This is a genomic window from Coprococcus sp. AM100_B19A (genome assembly GCF_027662015.1).
GTDB classification, from domain to species: Bacteria; Bacillota; Clostridia; order Lachnospirales; family Lachnospiraceae; genus Allocoprococcus; species Allocoprococcus comes.
Genome location: NZ_JAQDKN010000005.1, coordinates 93,222 through 110,892 on the forward strand (window position 1 = coordinate 93,222; position 17,671 = coordinate 110,892).

A 17,671-nucleotide genomic window follows, 5' to 3' on the forward strand; every position below is an offset into this window, starting at 1 on the left:
ACAAAGTGAGTTCAATTAGCTCAGATGAAATTATTTCTATTCTGAAAAATGAAATAGAGAACTTTGATCAGATCAGTAAAGACAGCGAGGTCGGTACGGTTGTCTCTGTCGGTGACGGAATTGCAAATATCTATGGAATAGAGCATGCAATGTACGGAGAAATCGTGACATTTGAAAATGGACTGAAAGGTATGGTTCAGGACATTCAGAAAGATACGATCGGCTGCATCCTGTTCGGATCAGATGTAGAGATCAAAGAAGGTACGAAAGTGATGCGTACCAAAAAGAAAGCCGGAGTACCGGTTGGCGATAAATTTATCGGACGTGTCGTAAATGCACTTGGAGCTCCGATTGACGGAGCGGGAGAAATCGAAGCAGAAGATTACAGACCGATTGAAAATGAAGCACCAGGAATTGTAGACCGTAAATCCGTCAGCGTTCCAATGGAAACAGGAATCCTTTCTATCGATTCTATGTTCCCGATCGGACGTGGACAGAGAGAGTTGATTATTGGAGACCGTCAGACAGGAAAGACTTCCATTGCTACAGACACGATTTTGAATCAGAAGGGTAAGGATGTCATCTGTATCTATGTAGCAATCGGTCAGAAAGCATCAACGATCGCAAAGGTTGTCAATACTTTTAAAAACGGCGGCGCAATGGATTACACCATCGTAGTAGTATCAACAGCAAGTGACTGTGCACCGCTTCAGTATATTGCACCATATGCAGGAACCGCGATCGCAGAACATTTCATGCATAAAGGAAAAGATGTCCTGATCGTTTACGATGATCTTTCAAAGCACGCGGTTGCATACCGTGCGCTGTCCCTGCTTCTTGGACGTTCACCGGGACGTGAAGCTTATCCTGGAGATGTTTTCTATCTGCATTCAAGACTGCTTGAGAGATCAAGCCGTTTAAGTGATGAAATGGGAGGCGGTTCGATCACAGCACTTCCAATCATCGAGACACAGGCAGGAGATGTATCTGCATACATTCCGACCAACGTCATTTCCATTACAGATGGACAGATCTTCCTGGAAAGTGATCTGTTCTTCTCAGGAATGAGACCGGCGGTTAACGTAGGTCTTTCCGTATCCCGTGTTGGTGGTGCAGCACAGACAAAGGCAATGAAGAAGGCAGCCGGAAGTATCCGTATCGATCTTGCACAGTATCGTGAGATGGAAGTATTCACACAGTTCAGTTCCGATCTGGATGCAGCAACAAAGGAACAGCTAGAATATGGATCTGGTCTGATGGAACTTCTGAAACAGCCACTCGGACATCCAATGTCCATGCATGAGATGGTCATCACCCTCTGCGCAGCACGAAATAAAGTGCTTCTGGGAATTCCGGTAAAAGAGGTTAAGAAATTCCAGATGGATATGCTGAATTATTTTGCAACAGTTCATCCGGAAATCAGTGAAGAGATTGAGCAGACAAAGGCTCTGTCCGATGAACTGGCTGCAAAGATTGTGGAAACAGCGAAGGAATTCAAAGACAGCAGGTGTTAATATGGCAAATATCAGAGAAATACAGACTCGAATCAACAGCGTCAAAGATACGATGAAGATCACGAACGCCATGTATATGATCTCGTCTACCAAGATGAGACAGGCGAAGAAAAAGCTGACAGATTCAGAGCCGTACTTTTACGGACTTCAGGGAGAGATTTCCAGAATCCTGAGGCATATTCCTGAGATCGAGCACCGGTATTTTGATGTGCGGGAAGAGATTCCAAAAGAGAAACGAAAGATAGGTTCCATTGTCATTACTGCGGATAAAGGACTTGCAGGAGCTTACAACCACAACATTGTCAAGGTGGAGGATGAGATCCTGGAGGAACCGGGAGAGCATAAGCTGTTCGTAGTCGGTGAGCTTGGCAGACACTATTATGCGAATAAGGGTGTGGAAATTGACACCAATTTCCTCTATACTGTGCAGAAACCGACCATGCACAGGGCAAGAGATATCGCGGAAGTGATTCTTTCCCAGTATGAGAGAGGTGAACTGGACGAGGTCTACATCGTTTACACCAGAATGGAAAATTCGATGCTGACAACGGTTGAAAAAATGAAGATCCTGCCGCTTGAGAGATCTTCATTTAATGAAATGAAAATGCCGCTTAACATCCATAGAGAGGCGATTGCGCTTTATCCATCAGCAGAGGCGGTTCTGGACAGCATCGTACCAAACTACGTGGTTGGTATGATTTATGGATGTCTGGTAGAGGCATATGCAAGCGAACACAATGCGCGAATGACAGCAATGCAATCAGCAACAGACAGCGCGCAGGAAATCATCAAAGATCTTTCTATTATATATAACAGGGCAAGGCAGGCTGCGATCACACAGGAAATTACTGAGGTTTGTGCAGGCGCCAAAGCCCAGAAACGGAAAAGGAAGTGAAAACAGGTATGAATAAAGGACGTATTGTACAGGTCATGGGACCAGTTGTTGACGTTGTATTTGAAGACGGAAATCTGCCGCGCATCAAAGATGCCCTGCAGGTGGAGAACAACGGAAAAACCTGTATTATGGAAGTTGCGCAGCATCTGGGAAATGATGAGGTTCGTTGTCTGATGCTGGCAGCAAGTGAAGGACTTTGCAAGGACATGGAAGTAACCGCTACCGGTTCTGGAATTAAAGTACCGGTTGGAGAGCAGACCCTTGGACGTCTGTTCAACGTACTTGGAGAAACCATCGACAATGGCGAAGAAATCAAAGAAGATACCGAACACTGGGTGATCCACAGAGATCCGCCGTCATTTGAAGACCAGAGCCCGGTTGTAGAAATCCTGGAAACCGGAATCAAGGTTATCGACCTGCTTGCACCTTATGCAAAAGGTGGTAAGATCGGTCTGTTCGGCGGTGCCGGTGTAGGTAAGACTGTACTGATCCAGGAACTGATCCGTAACGTAGCCACAGAGCACGGCGGATATTCCATCTTTACCGGTGTTGGAGAACGTTCCCGTGAAGGTAACGACCTCTGGACAGAAATGAAAGCATCCGGAGTTCTGGATAAGACAGCCTTAGTGTTTGGTCAGATGAACGAACCACCTGGAGCACGTATGCGTGTCGCTGAGACAGGACTTACAATGGCTGAATATTTCCGTGATAAAGAACATCAGAATGTGCTTCTTTTCATTGATAATATTTTCCGTTTTACACAGGCAGGTTCCGAAGTATCCGCACTTCTTGGACGTATGCCATCAGCCGTAGGTTATCAGCCGACACTGGCAACTGAAATGGGTGAACTGCAGGAGAGGATCGCATCTACAAAGAATGGTTCTGTCACATCCGTACAGGCTGTTTATGTCCCTGCCGATGACCTTACAGACCCGGCTCCGGCAACTACATTTGCTCATCTGGATGCAACAACCGTACTCTCCCGTAAGGTTGTAGAACAGGGTATTTACCCGGCAGTTGATCCACTGGAATCTAACTCCCGTATTCTGGAGGCAGATATTGTCGGAGAAGAACATTATGAAGTTGCAAACCGTGTAACAGAGGTTCTGCAGAAATACAAAGAGCTGCAGGATATCATAGCAATTCTTGGTATGGAAGAGCTTTCCGATGAAGACAAGGCAACGGTTATGAGAGCAAGAAAGATTCAGAAATTCCTCTCCCAGCCATTCTTCGTTGCAGAGACATTTACCGGAGTTCCGGGAAAATATGTACCTCTGAAAGAGACGATCCGAGGATTTAAGATGATTCTCGACGGAGAAATGGATGAGTATCCGGAGAATGCATTCTTCAATGTAGGAACGATTGATGAAGTCATCGAGAAGGCAAAGGCTGAAAAAGCAGAATAGAGGTGCCAGGTATGGATACATTTGGACTTAAAATCATTTCCAGTGACCGGGTATTCTATGAAGGACGTTGCAGAAAGATGATCGTGCCGGTACCGGACGGCGGTGGAATGGAAATTCTTCCGCACCATGAAAATATGGTGATCGCTGTGGTGATCGGTGAGGCAATGCTTCAGTTTGAAGAAGGCGAATGGGTGAACCTTGCGGTCGGAGCCGGATTCCTTGAGATCGTTAACAACCGTGTGACGATGCTGGTGCAGACGGCAGAGAAACCGGAGGATATCGATGCCAGACTTGCCCAGGAGCAGATGGAGTATGCAGAAGAAAAGCTTCGCCAGAAACAGAGTATACAGGAATATTACCGGACACAGGCTTCGCTTTCAAGGGCGATGAACCGGTTGAAGGTGTCGAAGCGAAAAAAATGGTAAATAGGAAACAAATTTATGTGGAAGCGCGTAATCTACTACAGATTGCGCGCTTTTTCAATACGGAATTTTTGACAAAATTTATTGGGAAAAATGGTACAATCTTTTACAAAATAAAAGTTCCGATACAGGGTAGTTTGTGGTAGAATATATAACAGTGTGCGTGTACTGAGAAAAAGGATTTTGAGGTGTTCAAATAGAGTGTATTTCATCATAGAAGGAGCAAAAACGTGGAAAAAGAAGAGCTTACGCAATTATTTAATTTCTTTCGGGAGATTGATAAGGAAAAATTTATTGGAAGGCAGACATATCTGACGGATGGGGTGCGTAAGGAGAATGACGCGGAGCATGCGTGGCATATGGCAATCATGACGGTTCTGCTTGCGGGATATGCCAATGAGAAGATCGATGTTCTTAAGACAGTGACGATGCTTTTGATCCATGATATTGTAGAAATTGATGCGGGGGATACCTATGCCTATGATGAAAATGCGAAGAAGACGCAGAGGGAACGGGAAGTGAAGGCTGCGGACCGGATTTTCGGACTTCTTCCGGAAAAGCAGGGAAAGGAATTTCGGGCGCTCTGGGAGGAATTTGAGGCACAGGAGACTGCTGAGTCGAAGTTTGCCCGGACGATGGACAATATCCAGCCGATCATGTTAAATGCGGCTACAGACGGCAAAGCGTGGGAGGAACACGATGTTCATATTGAACAGATCCTGAACCGTAACCGGAATACGGCAAAAGGCTCAGAAGCGATCTGGGAGTATGCGAAAGAAGAATTCTTAAGACCGAATCTGGAAAATGGCAAGATAAAAAAATAACATAAAAAAAACAAAAATCCCCCTTTTCATTTTCGTGAATATGGGGTATCATATACTACAGAGCGCAAAATATAGTGGAGAAACTTAAAAGTGACACTATATTTTGTGGAGCGATGGAACAAAGTTAGGAGAAAGTTGGGATGGATTTGGAAGTAAAGACGAGAGTAATCAAAAGAAACGGTGAGGAAGTAGACTTCCGGCTGGAGAAGATTGTGAATGCGATCAAAAAAGCGAATGAAGAGGTTGAGAACATCCACAGGATGAATGACTTTCAGATCATTGCAATTGCGGAGAAGATTGCACAGCAGGCAGAGGAATTTACGCATGCAGTGAATGTGGAGGACATCCAGGATATGGTTGAGACCGGCATTATGGAGATGCGTGGTTATGAGGTTGCCCAGAAGTATGTCCGCTATCGCTATAAGAGAGAATTAACCAGAAAGTCGAATACAACGGATAACGGAATTCTTGCATTGATCGATCATATGAACGAGGAAGTAAAGCAGGAGAACTCCAATAAGAATCCTGTGATCAACTCTACACAGAGAGATTACATGGCAGGAGAGGTCAGCAAGGACCTTACCAAGAGAGTCCTTCTTCCGGAGGAAATCGTCCGTGCACATGAAGAAGGAATCATTCATTTTCATGATATGGACTATTTTGCGCAGAAAGAGCACAACTGTGATCTGATCAACCTGGAGGATATGCTCCAGAACGGAACTGTCATCAGCGAGACGATGATCGAGAAACCACATAGTTTCTTTACCGCGTGTAATGTGACCACACAGATCGTTGCACAGGTTGCAAGTAACCAGTATGGCGGACAGTCATTTACGCTGTCACATCTTGCACCATTCGTAGATGTAAGCCGTCAGAAGCTCCGCAAGAGTGTCATTGAAGAAAGAATAGAATCCGGAGAGGTTCTGGATGATGCGATCATCGACAAGATCACAGAGAGAAGGCTTCGTACCGAAGTACAGAGCGGAATCCAGACGATCCAGTATCAGCTGATCACACTGATGACCTGTAACGGACAGGCACCTTTCGTAACGGTGTTTATGTATCTGGATGAGGTCCCGGAAGGAAGAACCAGGGATGACCTTGCGATGATCATCGAAGAAGTGATGAAGCAGCGTATGCAGGGTGTTAAGAATGAAAAGGGTGTATGGATCACACCGGCGTTTCCGAAGCTGATCTATGTACTGGATGAAGATAATATTACCGAGGATTCCAAATACTGGTATCTGACTGAGCTGGCTGCAAAATGTACGGCAAAGCGTATGGTGCCGGATTATATTTCTGCAAAGATCATGAAAGAACTGAAAAACGGAGATGTTTATCCGTGCATGGGGTGCCGCTCATTCCTTACCGTAGAAGATTCCCAGAGAAATGCAGACGGAAGTCATAAGTTCTATGGACGTTTCAATCAGGGGGTTGTAACGATCAACCTGGTTGACGTGGCATGTTCAGCAGAGGGCAATATGGAACGTTTCTGGGAAATCCTGGATGAGAGACTGGAGCTTTGTCACAGAGCACTCCGGTGCAGACATGAACGCCTTCTCGGAACCGTTTCAGATGTTGCACCGATCCTGTGGCAGAACGGGGCACTTGCCCGTCTGAAAAAGGGTGAGACGATTGACAAGCTGTTATTTGACGGATATTCCACCATTTCTCTTGGCTATGCAGGACTTTATGAGATGTGTATGCGGATGCTTGGCAAATCCCATACAGATCCGGAGGCGAAGCCATTTGCACTGGCAGTTATGCAGCGCCTGAATGATAAATGTAAAGAATGGAAAGAAGCAGAAAATATCAGCTATTCCGTATACGGCACACCGATGGAATCTACCACATACAAGTTCGCGAAATGTCTGCAGAAGCGTTTCGGAATCATTCCGGGCGTTACAGATAAGAACTATATTACCAACAGCTATCATGTACATGTTACCGAAAAAATTGATGCGTTCAGCAAATTGAAATTTGAATCGGAATTTCAGAAGCTTTCACCGGGTGGGGCGATCAGCTATATCGAAGTACCGAATATGCAGACCAATATTCCGGCGGTACTTTCCGTATTACAGTACATTTATGAGAATATCATGTATGCAGAGCTGAATACCAAGAGTGATTTCTGTGAAGTCTGCGGCTATGACGGAGAGATTAAGATCATCGAGGACGAGACCGGAAAGCTGGTATGGGAATGCCCGAACTGTGGCAACCGGGATCAGGATAAGCTCTTTGTAGCGAGAAGAACCTGTGGATATATCGGAACCCAGTTCTGGAATCAGGGAAGGACCCAGGAGATTAAGGACAGGGTACTGCATCTGTAAGGATGGAAATGTTTTTGAAAAAATAGTGAGAAGATATAATAAAGGACACGGCTTTCGCTTGGCGAAGCCGTGTCCTTTATTATAAATTATTTAAAATTAATTGGATAAACGTCTTTTATCAAACCATCCTGGTCATAAGAAAAATAGATTTTTTCGACCATTTCTTCTTTATTGATCTTAAAAGTCACAAGAACTGTTTCAGAATCATCTGTTTTGGAGTCAAGCGAAATATCTTTTACAGCTATTTGGGTATTATTAACAGCTGCCTCTGACAGATAGGTCTGACCATAGGTTGAAACAAAATATTCTAATCGGTCGCGCTCAAAATATTTTCCTACAAGCTTGTTCCAGTTCTCAAGAATTTTCTCAGAATTGGCGAAAGCATTTTCAGAATCTGCCGTGCTATTCTCACCGATTACAGTAGAAGAATCCAAAGAATACAAGTCATCATTTGGTGCAGTGAACATCGCATTGAGTACTGCTTCAGCTTCCGGACTTACGGCTGATTCAGATGCTTTTTTGGTTGAGCAGCCAGTAAGAAGAATGAACAAAAATAACAGAATAAAATAAATTTTTGGCGTTGCTTTTTTCGTCATGAGAATCCCTCCTTTGCTTGTGGGGGCAGTTAAAATAGTTTTCCTGCCATTGGATTGATCTGCCTTTCACATTTTGGGTGTTTATAAGTATAGTATAATGGAGCTGGCTGTAAAACGCTAATATTATTTTTACAAAAAGGCAGTTGCTTGGGCGAATGTATGCGGACAAATCATAGCAGCACTTATCACAGCATTTGGAGGAGTCAAAAGACCGCCGGAGCGGTTGGAATCGTACTTTATCGGAGGACAATAGTAGTTGATTTTCAGGTGTGATTTGCTATAATTGATAAGAAGAGTATGAACGGACAGCAGAGCAGTTTTGCTATAATAAGAAAAAGGGAAGTATAAAGATATGAATTACGGAACAATCAAAAATTACGATATCGCAAATGGAACCGGCGTCAGGGTCAGCCTTTTCGTATCCGGCTGCCGGCATCATTGCAAAGGATGCTTCAATTCCGAGACCTGGGATTTCAATTACGGCAATCCATATACCAAAGAAGTAGAAGCAGAGATCCTCGAAGCACTCAAACCGGCATATATCCAGGGATTTTCTCTCCTAGGCGGCGAACCCTTCGAGCCGGAGAATCAGAAAGAACTCGCAGGACTCCTGCAAAAGATCAAAGAAAGCTACCCGGAGAAAAATGTCTGGTGCTACACCGGATATCTCTATGATGTAGACCTCATCCCCGGCGGAAAAGTCTACACCGAATACACTGACAAGATGCTCGCCTGTATCGATACCCTCGTAGACGGCGAGTTCATCGAAGCCGAAAAAGATCTCACCCTGGAATTCCGCGGAAGCCGCAACCAGAGAATCCTGCATCTTAATGAAATGCGAAAAACTAAAATAATTCATTGACAAAAAAAGACCACTGTGCTATAAATAACAAGTGGTCTTTTTTAGATCATAAAATCAAATAGGGGATTGGTCAAATGGTATGACAGGAGTCTCCAAAACTCTTAGCGGCAGTTCGATTCTGTCATCCCCTGTAGAACCCTCTCGGAAGCAGTTCCGGGAGGGTTTTTATACTTTAATAAGTATTTCTTGAACAAAATACAAAAAGGAGTGACAGTATAATTTTCTAATGCTATGATGTATAGAAACGTAAAGTATAAGTGAGGTGTGGAAAATGAAAATTGAATTAAAAAAATGGAGTATTGAAGATAAAGAATCCCTTATTAGAATATGTAATACTATAGATAGAAACTATTTATCAGATAGATTACCAAATCCATATACTAATGAATCAGCAGAATGGTGGTTAAACATAGTAAAAGAAAATGAGGGAAAAACGGGTATATTTCGAGAAATTATTGTTGATGGCAAAATAATAGGAACAATATCAGTTGAACAAAAAGAAGATGTCTATCGAAAAGATGCTGAAATAGGATATTATTTATTACCAGAAGAATACTCAAAAGGAATCATGACAGAAGCAGTAAGACAAATCTGTGAAACAGCTTTTGAAAAATTAGACATCATCCGAATCACAGGGCTGGTATACGAACCTAATATTGCCTCCAGAAAAGTACTGGAAAAGAACAACTTTATACTTGAAGGCACAATGAAAAAAGCAGTCATCAAAAATAATAATATTTATGATCTTTGCATTTACGGAAAAATAAGATAACAAGTTGAAACAATAAGTAGATCTGCAACCAATAAATGTAAGCGGCAACGAAGCAAAATAATTCCCCTCAGATTCAATTTTTGTGCAATGGAGATGAAACGCAGGAATCGTGGAAGCCTCTGCTGAACACGATTCCCGCTCTAAGCGGTTCATCGGAATGGTTTGCACAAAGAATCTGAGGGGAATTATTTTGCTTCGTTGCCGTCACAACCTATAAATTTGCAAACTTAAAAATATCTTTAGAAATTAAAATCTAACTCGTACACCTTAACAGGTCTCCCCTTCGCATTGGTCGTCTGCGTATATGCGAGCCTCGCAACTCCCCCATTTTCCAGATTCTGAATAATCCGGTTCGCATTTCTCACCGTACTTCCCATACGTTCGGCAAGCTCGTGCGTTGTAATCTTATTTGATCCGGCAGCATGCGTACTGACAAGGACTTTCTTGATCGTAACCGGTGAAAGATTACACTGCTTTGCAATCTTTCCAAGATTCTGCACATACTGATTCTGGATCACTCTTCGGTCGGATGAACCAAGGGGTCCGATCATATCCCCGTTTTCATTCTGGATAAAACTTTTTCCAAACTGAACAGCCTCTTTGCGGGCATTTACAGAATTACGGATCGCATTGTCAAAATTTGCCCCGATTCCGTATCCTACAGCACATTCAAAATGCAGTTTGTCGGTGAGAAATTCATTCAGTTCGCAGACCTTGTTATTGTGTGTAATATGCTGCAGCATTTCCACAGTGGTCAGGGCACTGCAGTGATTATCCACTTCCTGAGGGATACAATTCATCAGATTCTTTTTAAAGAAATCTTCCATACAGACATAGATCTGCTGGATATTTTCCGGTGTGTTATCTGTCGAACTACGGGGAGATACATTGATGATAACCGGAAGGTTGGAACGCATGTGCTCCAGCTCGATCGTGGACAGAAGTTCATTTGCAAGATCCCGGATATGGCTGACACTTGGCAGCGGATAGATTGTCGGGATCCCGTGCGCACGAAGCTCCGGCAGGATATTACTGTACTGACAGAGAACCATATCCATTTCATTGTTGTTCCACATACGGATCAGCTCTGAAAGGACATGATTTTCAATCGTACTGATACTGGTGCGGGTCAGTGCCTTGGTCCAGTTGTTAATATGTGGTGGAACTGTATCAATGTCCAGCTCCTTAAGGAAAGCGGTTGCAGTACAGCCACCGTCGATCGGAATCAGGAAATCCAGAATAATCCGGTCCATATCCAGATCCCGGTTGGAAATCAGCAGATTCAAAAGAGCACGGTACAGACCGGCTGTATCAATTTCAAAGGATACAATCGGACGGTTATAAGCGTGCGCAGTTGACTCAATGGCAGCTTTTGCGATCTTACCACTGATAAGAAATCCGTCAGTGTCCCCGGCGTAAGAATCGTAAACTTCTGATATTGTGTCAAATTTGTTGTAGGAAACCACCTGGATGTCGCAGTTTAGTTTTAGTTCTGAGACGATCTGCGAGACAGGTTCCTTTAAGTACTGGCTGGTAATAGCCACAATTTTTCTTCTCATTTTCTTTCACCTCTCAAAAAGTATCATATAAAATTATCTTCCATAAATCAACCATAATATTCTGAAAATTAAAAAAATAACGATTAAATAGGTAAAAACAACGAAAATCAAGAATATTCTGTAATATTATTGACTAAAATTTTAGAAGTTGGTATTATGTAATCACGATAACTATTCTGTAAATGTTCCAAAAACTAATAAAAATATTCTGTAAATATTCTAAAAGTAGAACAGTATTTTTAATGTAAATGGCAGGAACAAAGTTAAAGGAGGGCTTAGTATGAATTACTATGAAAGAGCATTGGAATTAAAGGATGAAACAATTGCAAACCGCAGACACATCCACAAAAATGCTGAAACTGGTCTGGATCTTCCAAAGACCAAAGCTTATGTTATGAAAAAGCTGACAGAATACGGACTTGAGCCGAAGGATTGTGGCTACGGGGTAACAGCTACACTCGGCAAAGGGGGAAAGGTTCTTCTTCTGAGAGCAGATATGGATGCACTTCCGATGCCGGAAGAAAGCGGAGAAGAATTTGCATGTCCTACAGGAAAAGAAGCACATACATGCGGACATGATTTCCACGCTACAATGCTTCTTACAGCAGCAAAGATGCTGAAAGAAAAAGAAGATACACTGGAAGGAACTATCAAATTCATGTTCCAGCCGGCAGAAGAGACTTTTGAAGGAAGCAAGAATATGATCGAGAATGGTATTCTTGAGAATCCTCCGGTTGATGCAGCACTTGCATACCATGTATCACCGGGAAAAATGCCAATCGGACTTTTTATGTACAATGATAAGGATACGATGATGTATTCTGTAGATGGATTTAAGATCACCATCCATGGAAAAGGATCCCATGGTGCTTATCCACATGTAGGAGTTGACCCGATCAACATCGGAGTTCATATCCATCTTGCATTGCAGGAACTGATCGCAAGAGAAAGTGATCCGACACATTCCTGTGTACTTACAATCGGACAGTTTGCAGGCGGAACTGCAGCAAACATCATTCCTGAGACCGCTGTTCTCCAGGGAACGATCCGTACCAATAAGCCGGAAGCAAGAGAACTTTTGGTCCGCAGAATGAAAGAAGTCGCTGAAAAGACAGCAGCTGTATATAACGGAACCGTTGATATTGAGATGATCTCAGAAGTTCCTCCGCTGATCTGCAATCCGAAGCTTACCGACGAAGTGGTTGGATATATGCAGGAGCTTGGAATTCCGGGACTCACACCATATCCGGGAATTTCTGCAAGTGCTTCTGAAGATTTCGCAGTGATCGCTGAAAAGGTTCCAAGTACATTTATGTATCTGTCAGCAGGATATCTGGATGAAAGAGGACAGTATCCGGCACATCATCCGAAAGCACAGTTTAATGAAGATGTTTGCCCGATCGGAGCAGCTTGTCTTGCCCATTGCGCTTCACAGTGGCTTAAAAATAACAAATAGAGAGTAAAGGTTTCTTTAGGAACAGGAGGAAAAGAATATGAGTAAAGAACAGCAGGCTCAGGAACAGCCACAGGTTGCGATTCCGCTTCCGAAGGCAAAGAAAAACTTGGTTCAGATCGGATGTATCTGCATGATGCTTTCCGTAGCAATGTATGGACTGGTATTTGCAACGTTAACAGCACCTATCCTTGAAAAAGTTGATGCGATGGGATATGTAGGACTCTTCTCTATCGTAGGTGCGATCGGTGTATCGATTATGACTCCGATCGGAGGAAAATTAGGTGACCTTATTGGTAGAAGAAACATTGTAGTGATTCCTGGAATTATCTGTGCACTTGCAGGTTTTGCATTTGCATTTGTGAGATCTCTGATTCCACTTATGATCCTCAGACTGATTGTCAGCCTTGCACAGGGCGCATTTACAGCAGCACCATACATTATCGCAGGTCTTATCAATGAAAGAAAAGATGTACCAAAGGCAATGGGTATGCTTGCAACCGCAATCGCTGTTGGTGGATTTGGAGGAAGTATCATCGCAGGTATTTTAACAGATATGGGATTATTGACTGTGGCAATCCTTATGCCGGCAATTCCACTTATTCTTGGTATAGTACTGATTGGAATGAACATGCCGAATCAGAAAAGAGAAGGAAAGGTTACGATTGATGTTCCGGGGATGATCGCACTCATCGTATCACTTTGCGGAATTCTGCTTGCACTGAACTTTGGATCTTCTATGGGATGGACAAATCCAATGATTCTTGCAGGTCTTGTAATTGGTATCATTGCTCTTATTGCACTTGTTAAGATTGAAAATAAAGCTGCAGAGCCGTTGATTCCAATGAAATTATTTAAAAATAAAAACTACACAGTACTCCTTATTGTAGGATTTATCTGCTATTTCTATCAGAATGCCATGAACTATTATGCACCGATCGGTGCCATGCAGGTTATGGGAGCATCCACGAGTGCAGCAGGTGCACTGCAGATGCCTCGTACACTGATTACAATCATTCTTCCTACTATCGCAGGTGCATGGGTAGGAAAGAAAGCTGCCAATGCATGGAAAGCAATGGTAATTGGTACAAGTCTTGCAATGATCCCGATGGCTGTGATGGCGTTGGTAACAAATTCAGGTGCTTCGATCATGATTTATTTTGTAGCACTTGCAGTTACAGGTATTGCTGAAAGCTTCCGTGCTGTATCCATTACGCCAACAGCACAGGCAATGCTGGCACCGGAAGATATGGGAATCGGAACTTCTCTGGTTAACTTCGCAAACTCACTTTCAGGAACAATTGCAGTTGCAGTATTTGCAGTCGCATATAATGCAAGTACATCAGCTGATCCGACCAATGTAGCACTGATCCAGAATGGTGTAAAATCTGTATTCTGGACAGCAGCAGTCGTTACTCTGATTGGACTTCTTCTGGTAATCTTCATTGTAAAACCGGAGATGAGCAAGAAAGCAGCAGAAAGCAAATAGAATATTGAAATCCATGTGAACATGTGAATAAGAAGCCGGGGCGGATGTGAAAAAACATCTGTCCCGGTTGTTATCTGGAGAAGTCTTTTATAGATCTGCCGGATACAGGGATGAGAATGGAAATGACATATGTTTCAGGTAAATGCAGATTGCATTTCAGAAAATCAAGAGTATAATAAGAAATAGTGAAAAGAAGAAAGGCAGACATATATCTGTCTTTTTATAATTATAGAGACAATTTTAAAGATATAAGAAATAATATGATTTACCGGAGGAAAAGAATGCTTGGAAACTATCTGGATGAAGTACGAAAAAAAGCACCACTGATACACAATATCACCAATTATGTGACGATCAATGATGTGGCAAATATGGTTCTTGCCTGCGGTGCAAGTCCGATTATGTCGGATGAGCCGACTGATATTGAAGAAATCACATCTATCTGTCAGGGACTGAATATCAATATGGGAATGCTGAATCCGCGTAAGATTGAAAGCATGCAAAAAGCAGGAAAGAAATCCAATGAACTGTATCATAAAGTACTGTTAGATCCGGTTGGAGCAGGATCGAGTTCGTTCCGAACAGAGGCGGCACTGAATCTGATACGTGATATTCAGTTTGATGTGATCCGGGGAAATATTTCTGAGATCAAGACCTTAGCAGCAGGACATGGTACAACGAGTGGTGTGGATGCAGACGAGGCAGATACACTGACGGAGCAGAATCTGGAGAAAATGATTTCGTTTATAAAGGATTTTTCCAGAAGGACAGGTTCCGTGATTGCTGTGACTGGAGGAATAGACCTTGTAAGTGATGCAAAGAGGTGCTTTGTGATCCGGAACGGTCGTCCGGAGATGGGACGGATCACCGGAACCGGGTGTCAGCTTTCCGGGATGATGACGGCATTCCTTGCGGCGAATCCGGAGAATAATCTGGAAGCAGCGGCAGCAGCGGTCTGTGCCATGGGGCTTGCCGGTGAGACTGGCTGGAAATATATGCAGCCGGGAGATGGAAACGCAACCTACCGTAATCGGATCATCGATGCGATTTATAATATGGAAGGAAAAGAATTGGAAGAAGGTGCAAAATATGAGATTAGATAAGAAAGATATGGTTCTGTATGCGGTAACAGACCGCCACTGGCTGAATGGAGAAAGTCTGTACAGCCAGGTGGAAAAAGCGCTGAAAGGCGGGGCTACATTTATCCAGCTCAGGGAAAAAAATCTGGGTGAGGAAGAGTTCCTGGCAGAAGCAAAAGAGATTGCCAGGCTCTGTAAATCCTACCATGTACCATTTGTGATCAATGACAATGTAGAGATTGCAAAGAAGGTAGATGCCGATGGTGTGCATGTGGGGCAGAGCGATATGGAAGCTCTTGATGTGCGGAAAACACTGGGTGAGGACAAGATCATCGGTGTTACGGCAAAGACGGTCGAGCAGGCGCTAAAGGCACAGGCACATGGAGCCGATTATCTGGGAGTCGGTGCAGTCTTTGGCACGACATCAAAGGCAGATGCAACAAAGCTGGATCATAAGGTTTTAAAGGAAATCTGCGAGACGGTGGACATTCCGGTTGTGGCAATTGGGGGAATCACGGGAGAGAATGTGACAGAGCTTGCCGGAAACGGAATCTGTGGAGTTGCCGTGATCAGTGCAGTTTTCGGACAGCCGGATATTGAGCAGGCTACAAAAGAATTAAAAGAGAAAGTAGAGGGGATGTTGAAATGATTTTGTTTACTAGCGATTACACAGAAGGGGCACATCCGAGAATTATCGAGAAGCTTGCCGAGACCAATATGGAGCAGACAGTAGGATATGGGGAAGATCCTTACTGTGAAGAAGCGAGAGAAGCAATTAAGAAGGTGTGTGAAGCACCGGAGGCAGATGTTCATTTTCTGGTGGGAGGAACCCAGACGAATTTTACAGTAATTTCTTCTATTTTACGCCCGTTCCAGGGAGTGATCTGTGCAGATAGCGGACATATCAATGTCCATGAGACCGGGGCTGTAGAAGCGACCGGACACAAAGTTCTGGAACTTCCTTCAAAGGAAGGAAAAATCACAGGACAGCAGATAAAGGAATATTACGACCTGCACTGGAGTGATGAGTCTCATGAACATATTGTACAGCCAAAGATGGTTTATATTTCACATCCGACAGAGGTAGGAACATTGTATACAAAGAATGAACTTGAAAATATTTCTACTGTATGTAAGGAATGTGGACTTTATCTTTTCCTGGATGGGGCAAGAATGGGTTATGGACTGATGGCACCGGGGACAGATGTGACACTTCCGGATATTGCAAAGTGTTGTGATGTATTCTATATTGGAGGAACAAAGGTCGGTGCATTGTTCGGAGAAGCTGTGGTAATCACAAATCCATGTCTAAAGCAAGATTTTCGTTACTGCATTAAACAAAAAGGTGGAATGCTTGCAAAAGGAAGACTGCTTGGCGTTCAGTTCCTGGAGCTTTTTAAAGATGGTCTTTATTTTGAAATCTCCAAACATGCGATTGATATGGCAATGCTTTTGAAAGATGGACTGAAAGAAAAAGGATATGAATTCTTCATGGACAGCAATACCAACCAGCAGTTCATTATTGTGGAAGATGCCAAATTGCAGGAAATCCGCCAAAAATATGGCGTAACTTATCAGGAAAGGTACGATGAGACCCATAGTGTGATCCGATTATGCACTTCCTGGGCGACAAAAGAGGAAAATGTGAAGGCATTCCTGCAAGATATGTAATTTGTGAAAAATTGAATAAAGCTTTACAGGTAAGGCAGATATGGTAAATGATAAGGACTTTTTTGCACAGAAAATGGCAGAAGAGTCCTTTTTTGCTTTTCGTAGTGTTTTAATATGAGAAAATAATAGTTAGGCATTTAATTATTTGTTTGTGAAAAATATTATAAAAATATAAATTATTGAGAATAAATGTTGACTTATGTGTGTGATACGCATAAAATAACGATTAGACTTCTAATGAATAGATATCTAATCAAATTGCGGGAGGTGAAAGGGTGAAGTCGGATAAATTTGAGTGTGGGGATTTTACCAGGGAGAATATGCCGGTACAACTTCTTCTTGCACAGGTCGGACATATGTATAAATGGTATGTGACGAAACAGATGAAGGATACAGAGCTGAAAGCCGGACAGGCAGGAATTCTTGCAATATTGCAGATGGTAGGACCGATGTCACAGAGAGAGCTTGCAGATCATATTCATATTACGCCGCCATCGGTGAATGTAGCAGTTCAGAAACTGGAAAAGCTCGGATATATTAGAAAAGAGCAGGACGAAAAAGACCAGCGGATGACAAGGATCCATCTGACAGAACGAGGAGAGAAGATTCTTGGCAACATGCATGAGATTCTCCGAAGCACGGAAGATACACTCCTGAAGAATATGAGTACAGAAGAGAAAATACTGTGCAGAAGACTGCTTTTACAGATGAGTGACAATCTTTTCCAGGAAAAAGAATTCCGTGATATGCCATGTAAAAATCCATTTAAGGAATAAAAATAGTTACTAAGAAAGGAAAT

Annotated in this window: 16 protein-coding genes and 1 tRNA gene; 15 read left to right on the plus strand and 2 right to left on the minus strand. The window is 43.0% G+C overall.

The window, feature by feature from the left end; genetic code table 11:
• The first annotated feature begins 5 nt into the window (after nt 1–5).
• The 6 genes from atpA (at nt 6) to nrdD (ending at nt 7,391) form a co-directional block, all read left to right on the plus strand.
• Nucleotides 6–1,514 (plus strand): F0F1 ATP synthase subunit alpha, encoded by a 1,509-nt coding sequence (gene atpA, locus PGQ33_RS06630; RefSeq protein WP_270205493.1) that lies wholly within the window; start codon nt 6–8, stop codon nt 1,512–1,514.
• 1 nt (nt 1,515) lies between these two features.
• Nucleotides 1,516–2,409: an ATP synthase F1 subunit gamma gene (gene atpG, locus PGQ33_RS06635; protein WP_008374377.1), complete on the plus strand. Its 894-nt coding sequence runs from the start codon at nt 1,516–1,518 to the stop codon at nt 2,407–2,409.
• Between the two features lie 8 nt (nt 2,410–2,417).
• Nucleotides 2,418–3,815 carry a F0F1 ATP synthase subunit beta gene (atpD, locus tag PGQ33_RS06640; RefSeq protein ID WP_117556895.1) on the plus strand — a complete coding sequence of 466 codons (1,398 nt, stop codon included), beginning with the start codon at nt 2,418–2,420 and terminating at the stop codon, nt 3,813–3,815.
• An 11-nt stretch (nt 3,816–3,826) separates the two neighbouring features.
• Nucleotides 3,827–4,240, plus strand: coding sequence for an ATP synthase F1 subunit epsilon (gene atpC / locus PGQ33_RS06645; protein ID WP_117556897.1), 414 nt, complete (start codon nt 3,827–3,829; stop codon nt 4,238–4,240).
• A gap of 227 nt (nt 4,241–4,467) precedes the next feature.
• On the plus strand, nt 4,468–5,061 hold the full coding sequence (locus PGQ33_RS06650) for an HD domain-containing protein (protein ID WP_270205494.1): 594 nt from the start codon (nt 4,468–4,470) through the stop codon (nt 5,059–5,061).
• Nucleotides 5,062–5,201: 140 nt separating this feature from the next.
• Nucleotides 5,202–7,391, plus strand: coding sequence for an anaerobic ribonucleoside-triphosphate reductase (gene nrdD, locus PGQ33_RS06655; RefSeq protein WP_008374382.1), 2,190 nt, complete (start codon nt 5,202–5,204; stop codon nt 7,389–7,391).
• Between the two features lie 86 nt (nt 7,392–7,477).
• On the opposite strand, the gene PGQ33_RS06660 is transcribed toward nrdD, so the two are convergent.
• A complete protein-coding gene (locus tag PGQ33_RS06660; protein WP_270205495.1) occupies nt 7,478–7,987 on the minus strand; it encodes a hypothetical protein in 510 nt (169 codons plus the stop codon).
• Nucleotides 7,988–8,339: 352 nt separating this feature from the next.
• Between PGQ33_RS06660 and nrdG the strand changes: the two genes are divergently transcribed.
• The 3 genes from nrdG (at nt 8,340) to PGQ33_RS06675 (ending at nt 9,621) form a co-directional block, all read left to right on the plus strand.
• The gene (nrdG, locus tag PGQ33_RS06665) at nt 8,340–8,849 is read left to right on the plus strand and encodes an anaerobic ribonucleoside-triphosphate reductase activating protein (protein ID WP_270205496.1); all 510 of its coding nucleotides are present in this window, start codon (nt 8,340–8,342) and stop codon (nt 8,847–8,849) included.
• A 60-nt stretch (nt 8,850–8,909) separates the two neighbouring features.
• Nucleotides 8,910–8,980, plus strand: a tRNA-Trp gene (locus tag PGQ33_RS06670).
• Nucleotides 8,981–9,120: 140 nt separating this feature from the next.
• Nucleotides 9,121–9,621 carry a GNAT family N-acetyltransferase gene (locus PGQ33_RS06675; RefSeq protein ID WP_195412987.1) on the plus strand — a complete coding sequence of 167 codons (501 nt, stop codon included), beginning with the start codon at nt 9,121–9,123 and terminating at the stop codon, nt 9,619–9,621.
• A gap of 239 nt (nt 9,622–9,860) precedes the next feature.
• On the opposite strand, the gene PGQ33_RS06680 is transcribed toward PGQ33_RS06675, so the two are convergent.
• Entirely contained in the window at nt 9,861–11,180 is a 1,320-nt protein-coding gene (locus PGQ33_RS06680; RefSeq protein ID WP_270205497.1) for a hypothetical protein, read from the minus strand.
• Between the two features lie 280 nt (nt 11,181–11,460).
• Between PGQ33_RS06680 and PGQ33_RS06685 the strand changes: the two genes are divergently transcribed.
• The 6 genes from PGQ33_RS06685 (at nt 11,461) to PGQ33_RS06710 (ending at nt 17,648) form a co-directional block, all read left to right on the plus strand.
• Entirely contained in the window at nt 11,461–12,636 is a 1,176-nt protein-coding gene (locus PGQ33_RS06685) for a M20 family metallopeptidase (RefSeq protein WP_270205498.1), read from the plus strand.
• A gap of 37 nt (nt 12,637–12,673) precedes the next feature.
• Complete coding sequence (locus tag PGQ33_RS06690) at nt 12,674–14,122, plus strand: MFS transporter (protein WP_055156456.1); 1,449 nt, start codon at nt 12,674–12,676, stop codon at nt 14,120–14,122.
• A 281-nt stretch (nt 14,123–14,403) separates the two neighbouring features.
• Nucleotides 14,404–15,225, plus strand: a complete 822-nt coding sequence (gene thiM / locus PGQ33_RS06695) for a hydroxyethylthiazole kinase (protein ID WP_055156458.1) — start codon at nt 14,404–14,406, stop codon at nt 15,223–15,225.
• The gene (gene thiE, locus PGQ33_RS06700; RefSeq protein WP_055156460.1) at nt 15,212–15,850 is read left to right on the plus strand and encodes a thiamine phosphate synthase; all 639 of its coding nucleotides are present in this window, start codon (nt 15,212–15,214) and stop codon (nt 15,848–15,850) included. The genes thiM and thiE overlap by 14 nt, the downstream gene beginning before the upstream one ends.
• The gene (locus PGQ33_RS06705; protein ID WP_270205499.1) at nt 15,847–16,872 is read left to right on the plus strand and encodes a threonine aldolase family protein; all 1,026 of its coding nucleotides are present in this window, start codon (nt 15,847–15,849) and stop codon (nt 16,870–16,872) included. Before thiE ends, PGQ33_RS06705 begins: the two co-directional genes overlap by 4 nt.
• A 275-nt stretch (nt 16,873–17,147) precedes the next feature.
• Entirely contained in the window at nt 17,148–17,648 is a 501-nt protein-coding gene (locus tag PGQ33_RS06710; RefSeq protein ID WP_022220104.1) for a MarR family winged helix-turn-helix transcriptional regulator, read from the plus strand.
• Nucleotides 17,649–17,671: the final 23 nt, after the last annotated feature.

What these genes read in the sequence shown, in the direction of transcription:
- nrdG (WP_270205496.1), top strand. Translation starts at nt 8,340, where the DNA reads ATGAATTACGGAACAATCAAAAATTACGATATCGCAAATGGAACCGGC.
- PGQ33_RS06705 (WP_270205499.1), top strand. Translation starts at nt 15,847, where the DNA reads ATGATTTTGTTTACTAGCGATTACACAGAAGGGGCACATCCGAGAATT.
- atpC (WP_117556897.1), top strand. Translation starts at nt 3,827, where the DNA reads ATGGATACATTTGGACTTAAAATCATTTCCAGTGACCGGGTATTCTAT.
- atpG (WP_008374377.1), top strand. Translation starts at nt 1,516, where the DNA reads ATGGCAAATATCAGAGAAATACAGACTCGAATCAACAGCGTCAAAGAT.
- PGQ33_RS06660 (WP_270205495.1), bottom strand. Translation starts at nt 7,987, where the DNA reads ATGACGAAAAAAGCAACGCCAAAAATTTATTTTATTCTGTTATTTTTG.
- nrdD (WP_008374382.1), top strand. Translation starts at nt 5,202, where the DNA reads ATGGATTTGGAAGTAAAGACGAGAGTAATCAAAAGAAACGGTGAGGAA.
- PGQ33_RS06685 (WP_270205498.1), top strand. Translation starts at nt 11,461, where the DNA reads ATGAATTACTATGAAAGAGCATTGGAATTAAAGGATGAAACAATTGCA.
- PGQ33_RS06675 (WP_195412987.1), top strand. Translation starts at nt 9,121, where the DNA reads ATGAAAATTGAATTAAAAAAATGGAGTATTGAAGATAAAGAATCCCTT.
- PGQ33_RS06690 (WP_055156456.1), top strand. Translation starts at nt 12,674, where the DNA reads ATGAGTAAAGAACAGCAGGCTCAGGAACAGCCACAGGTTGCGATTCCG.
- thiM (WP_055156458.1), top strand. Translation starts at nt 14,404, where the DNA reads ATGCTTGGAAACTATCTGGATGAAGTACGAAAAAAAGCACCACTGATA.
- thiE (WP_055156460.1), top strand. Translation starts at nt 15,212, where the DNA reads ATGAGATTAGATAAGAAAGATATGGTTCTGTATGCGGTAACAGACCGC.
- PGQ33_RS06680 (WP_270205497.1), bottom strand. Translation starts at nt 11,180, where the DNA reads ATGAGAAGAAAAATTGTGGCTATTACCAGCCAGTACTTAAAGGAACCT.
- atpD (WP_117556895.1), top strand. Translation starts at nt 2,418, where the DNA reads ATGAATAAAGGACGTATTGTACAGGTCATGGGACCAGTTGTTGACGTT.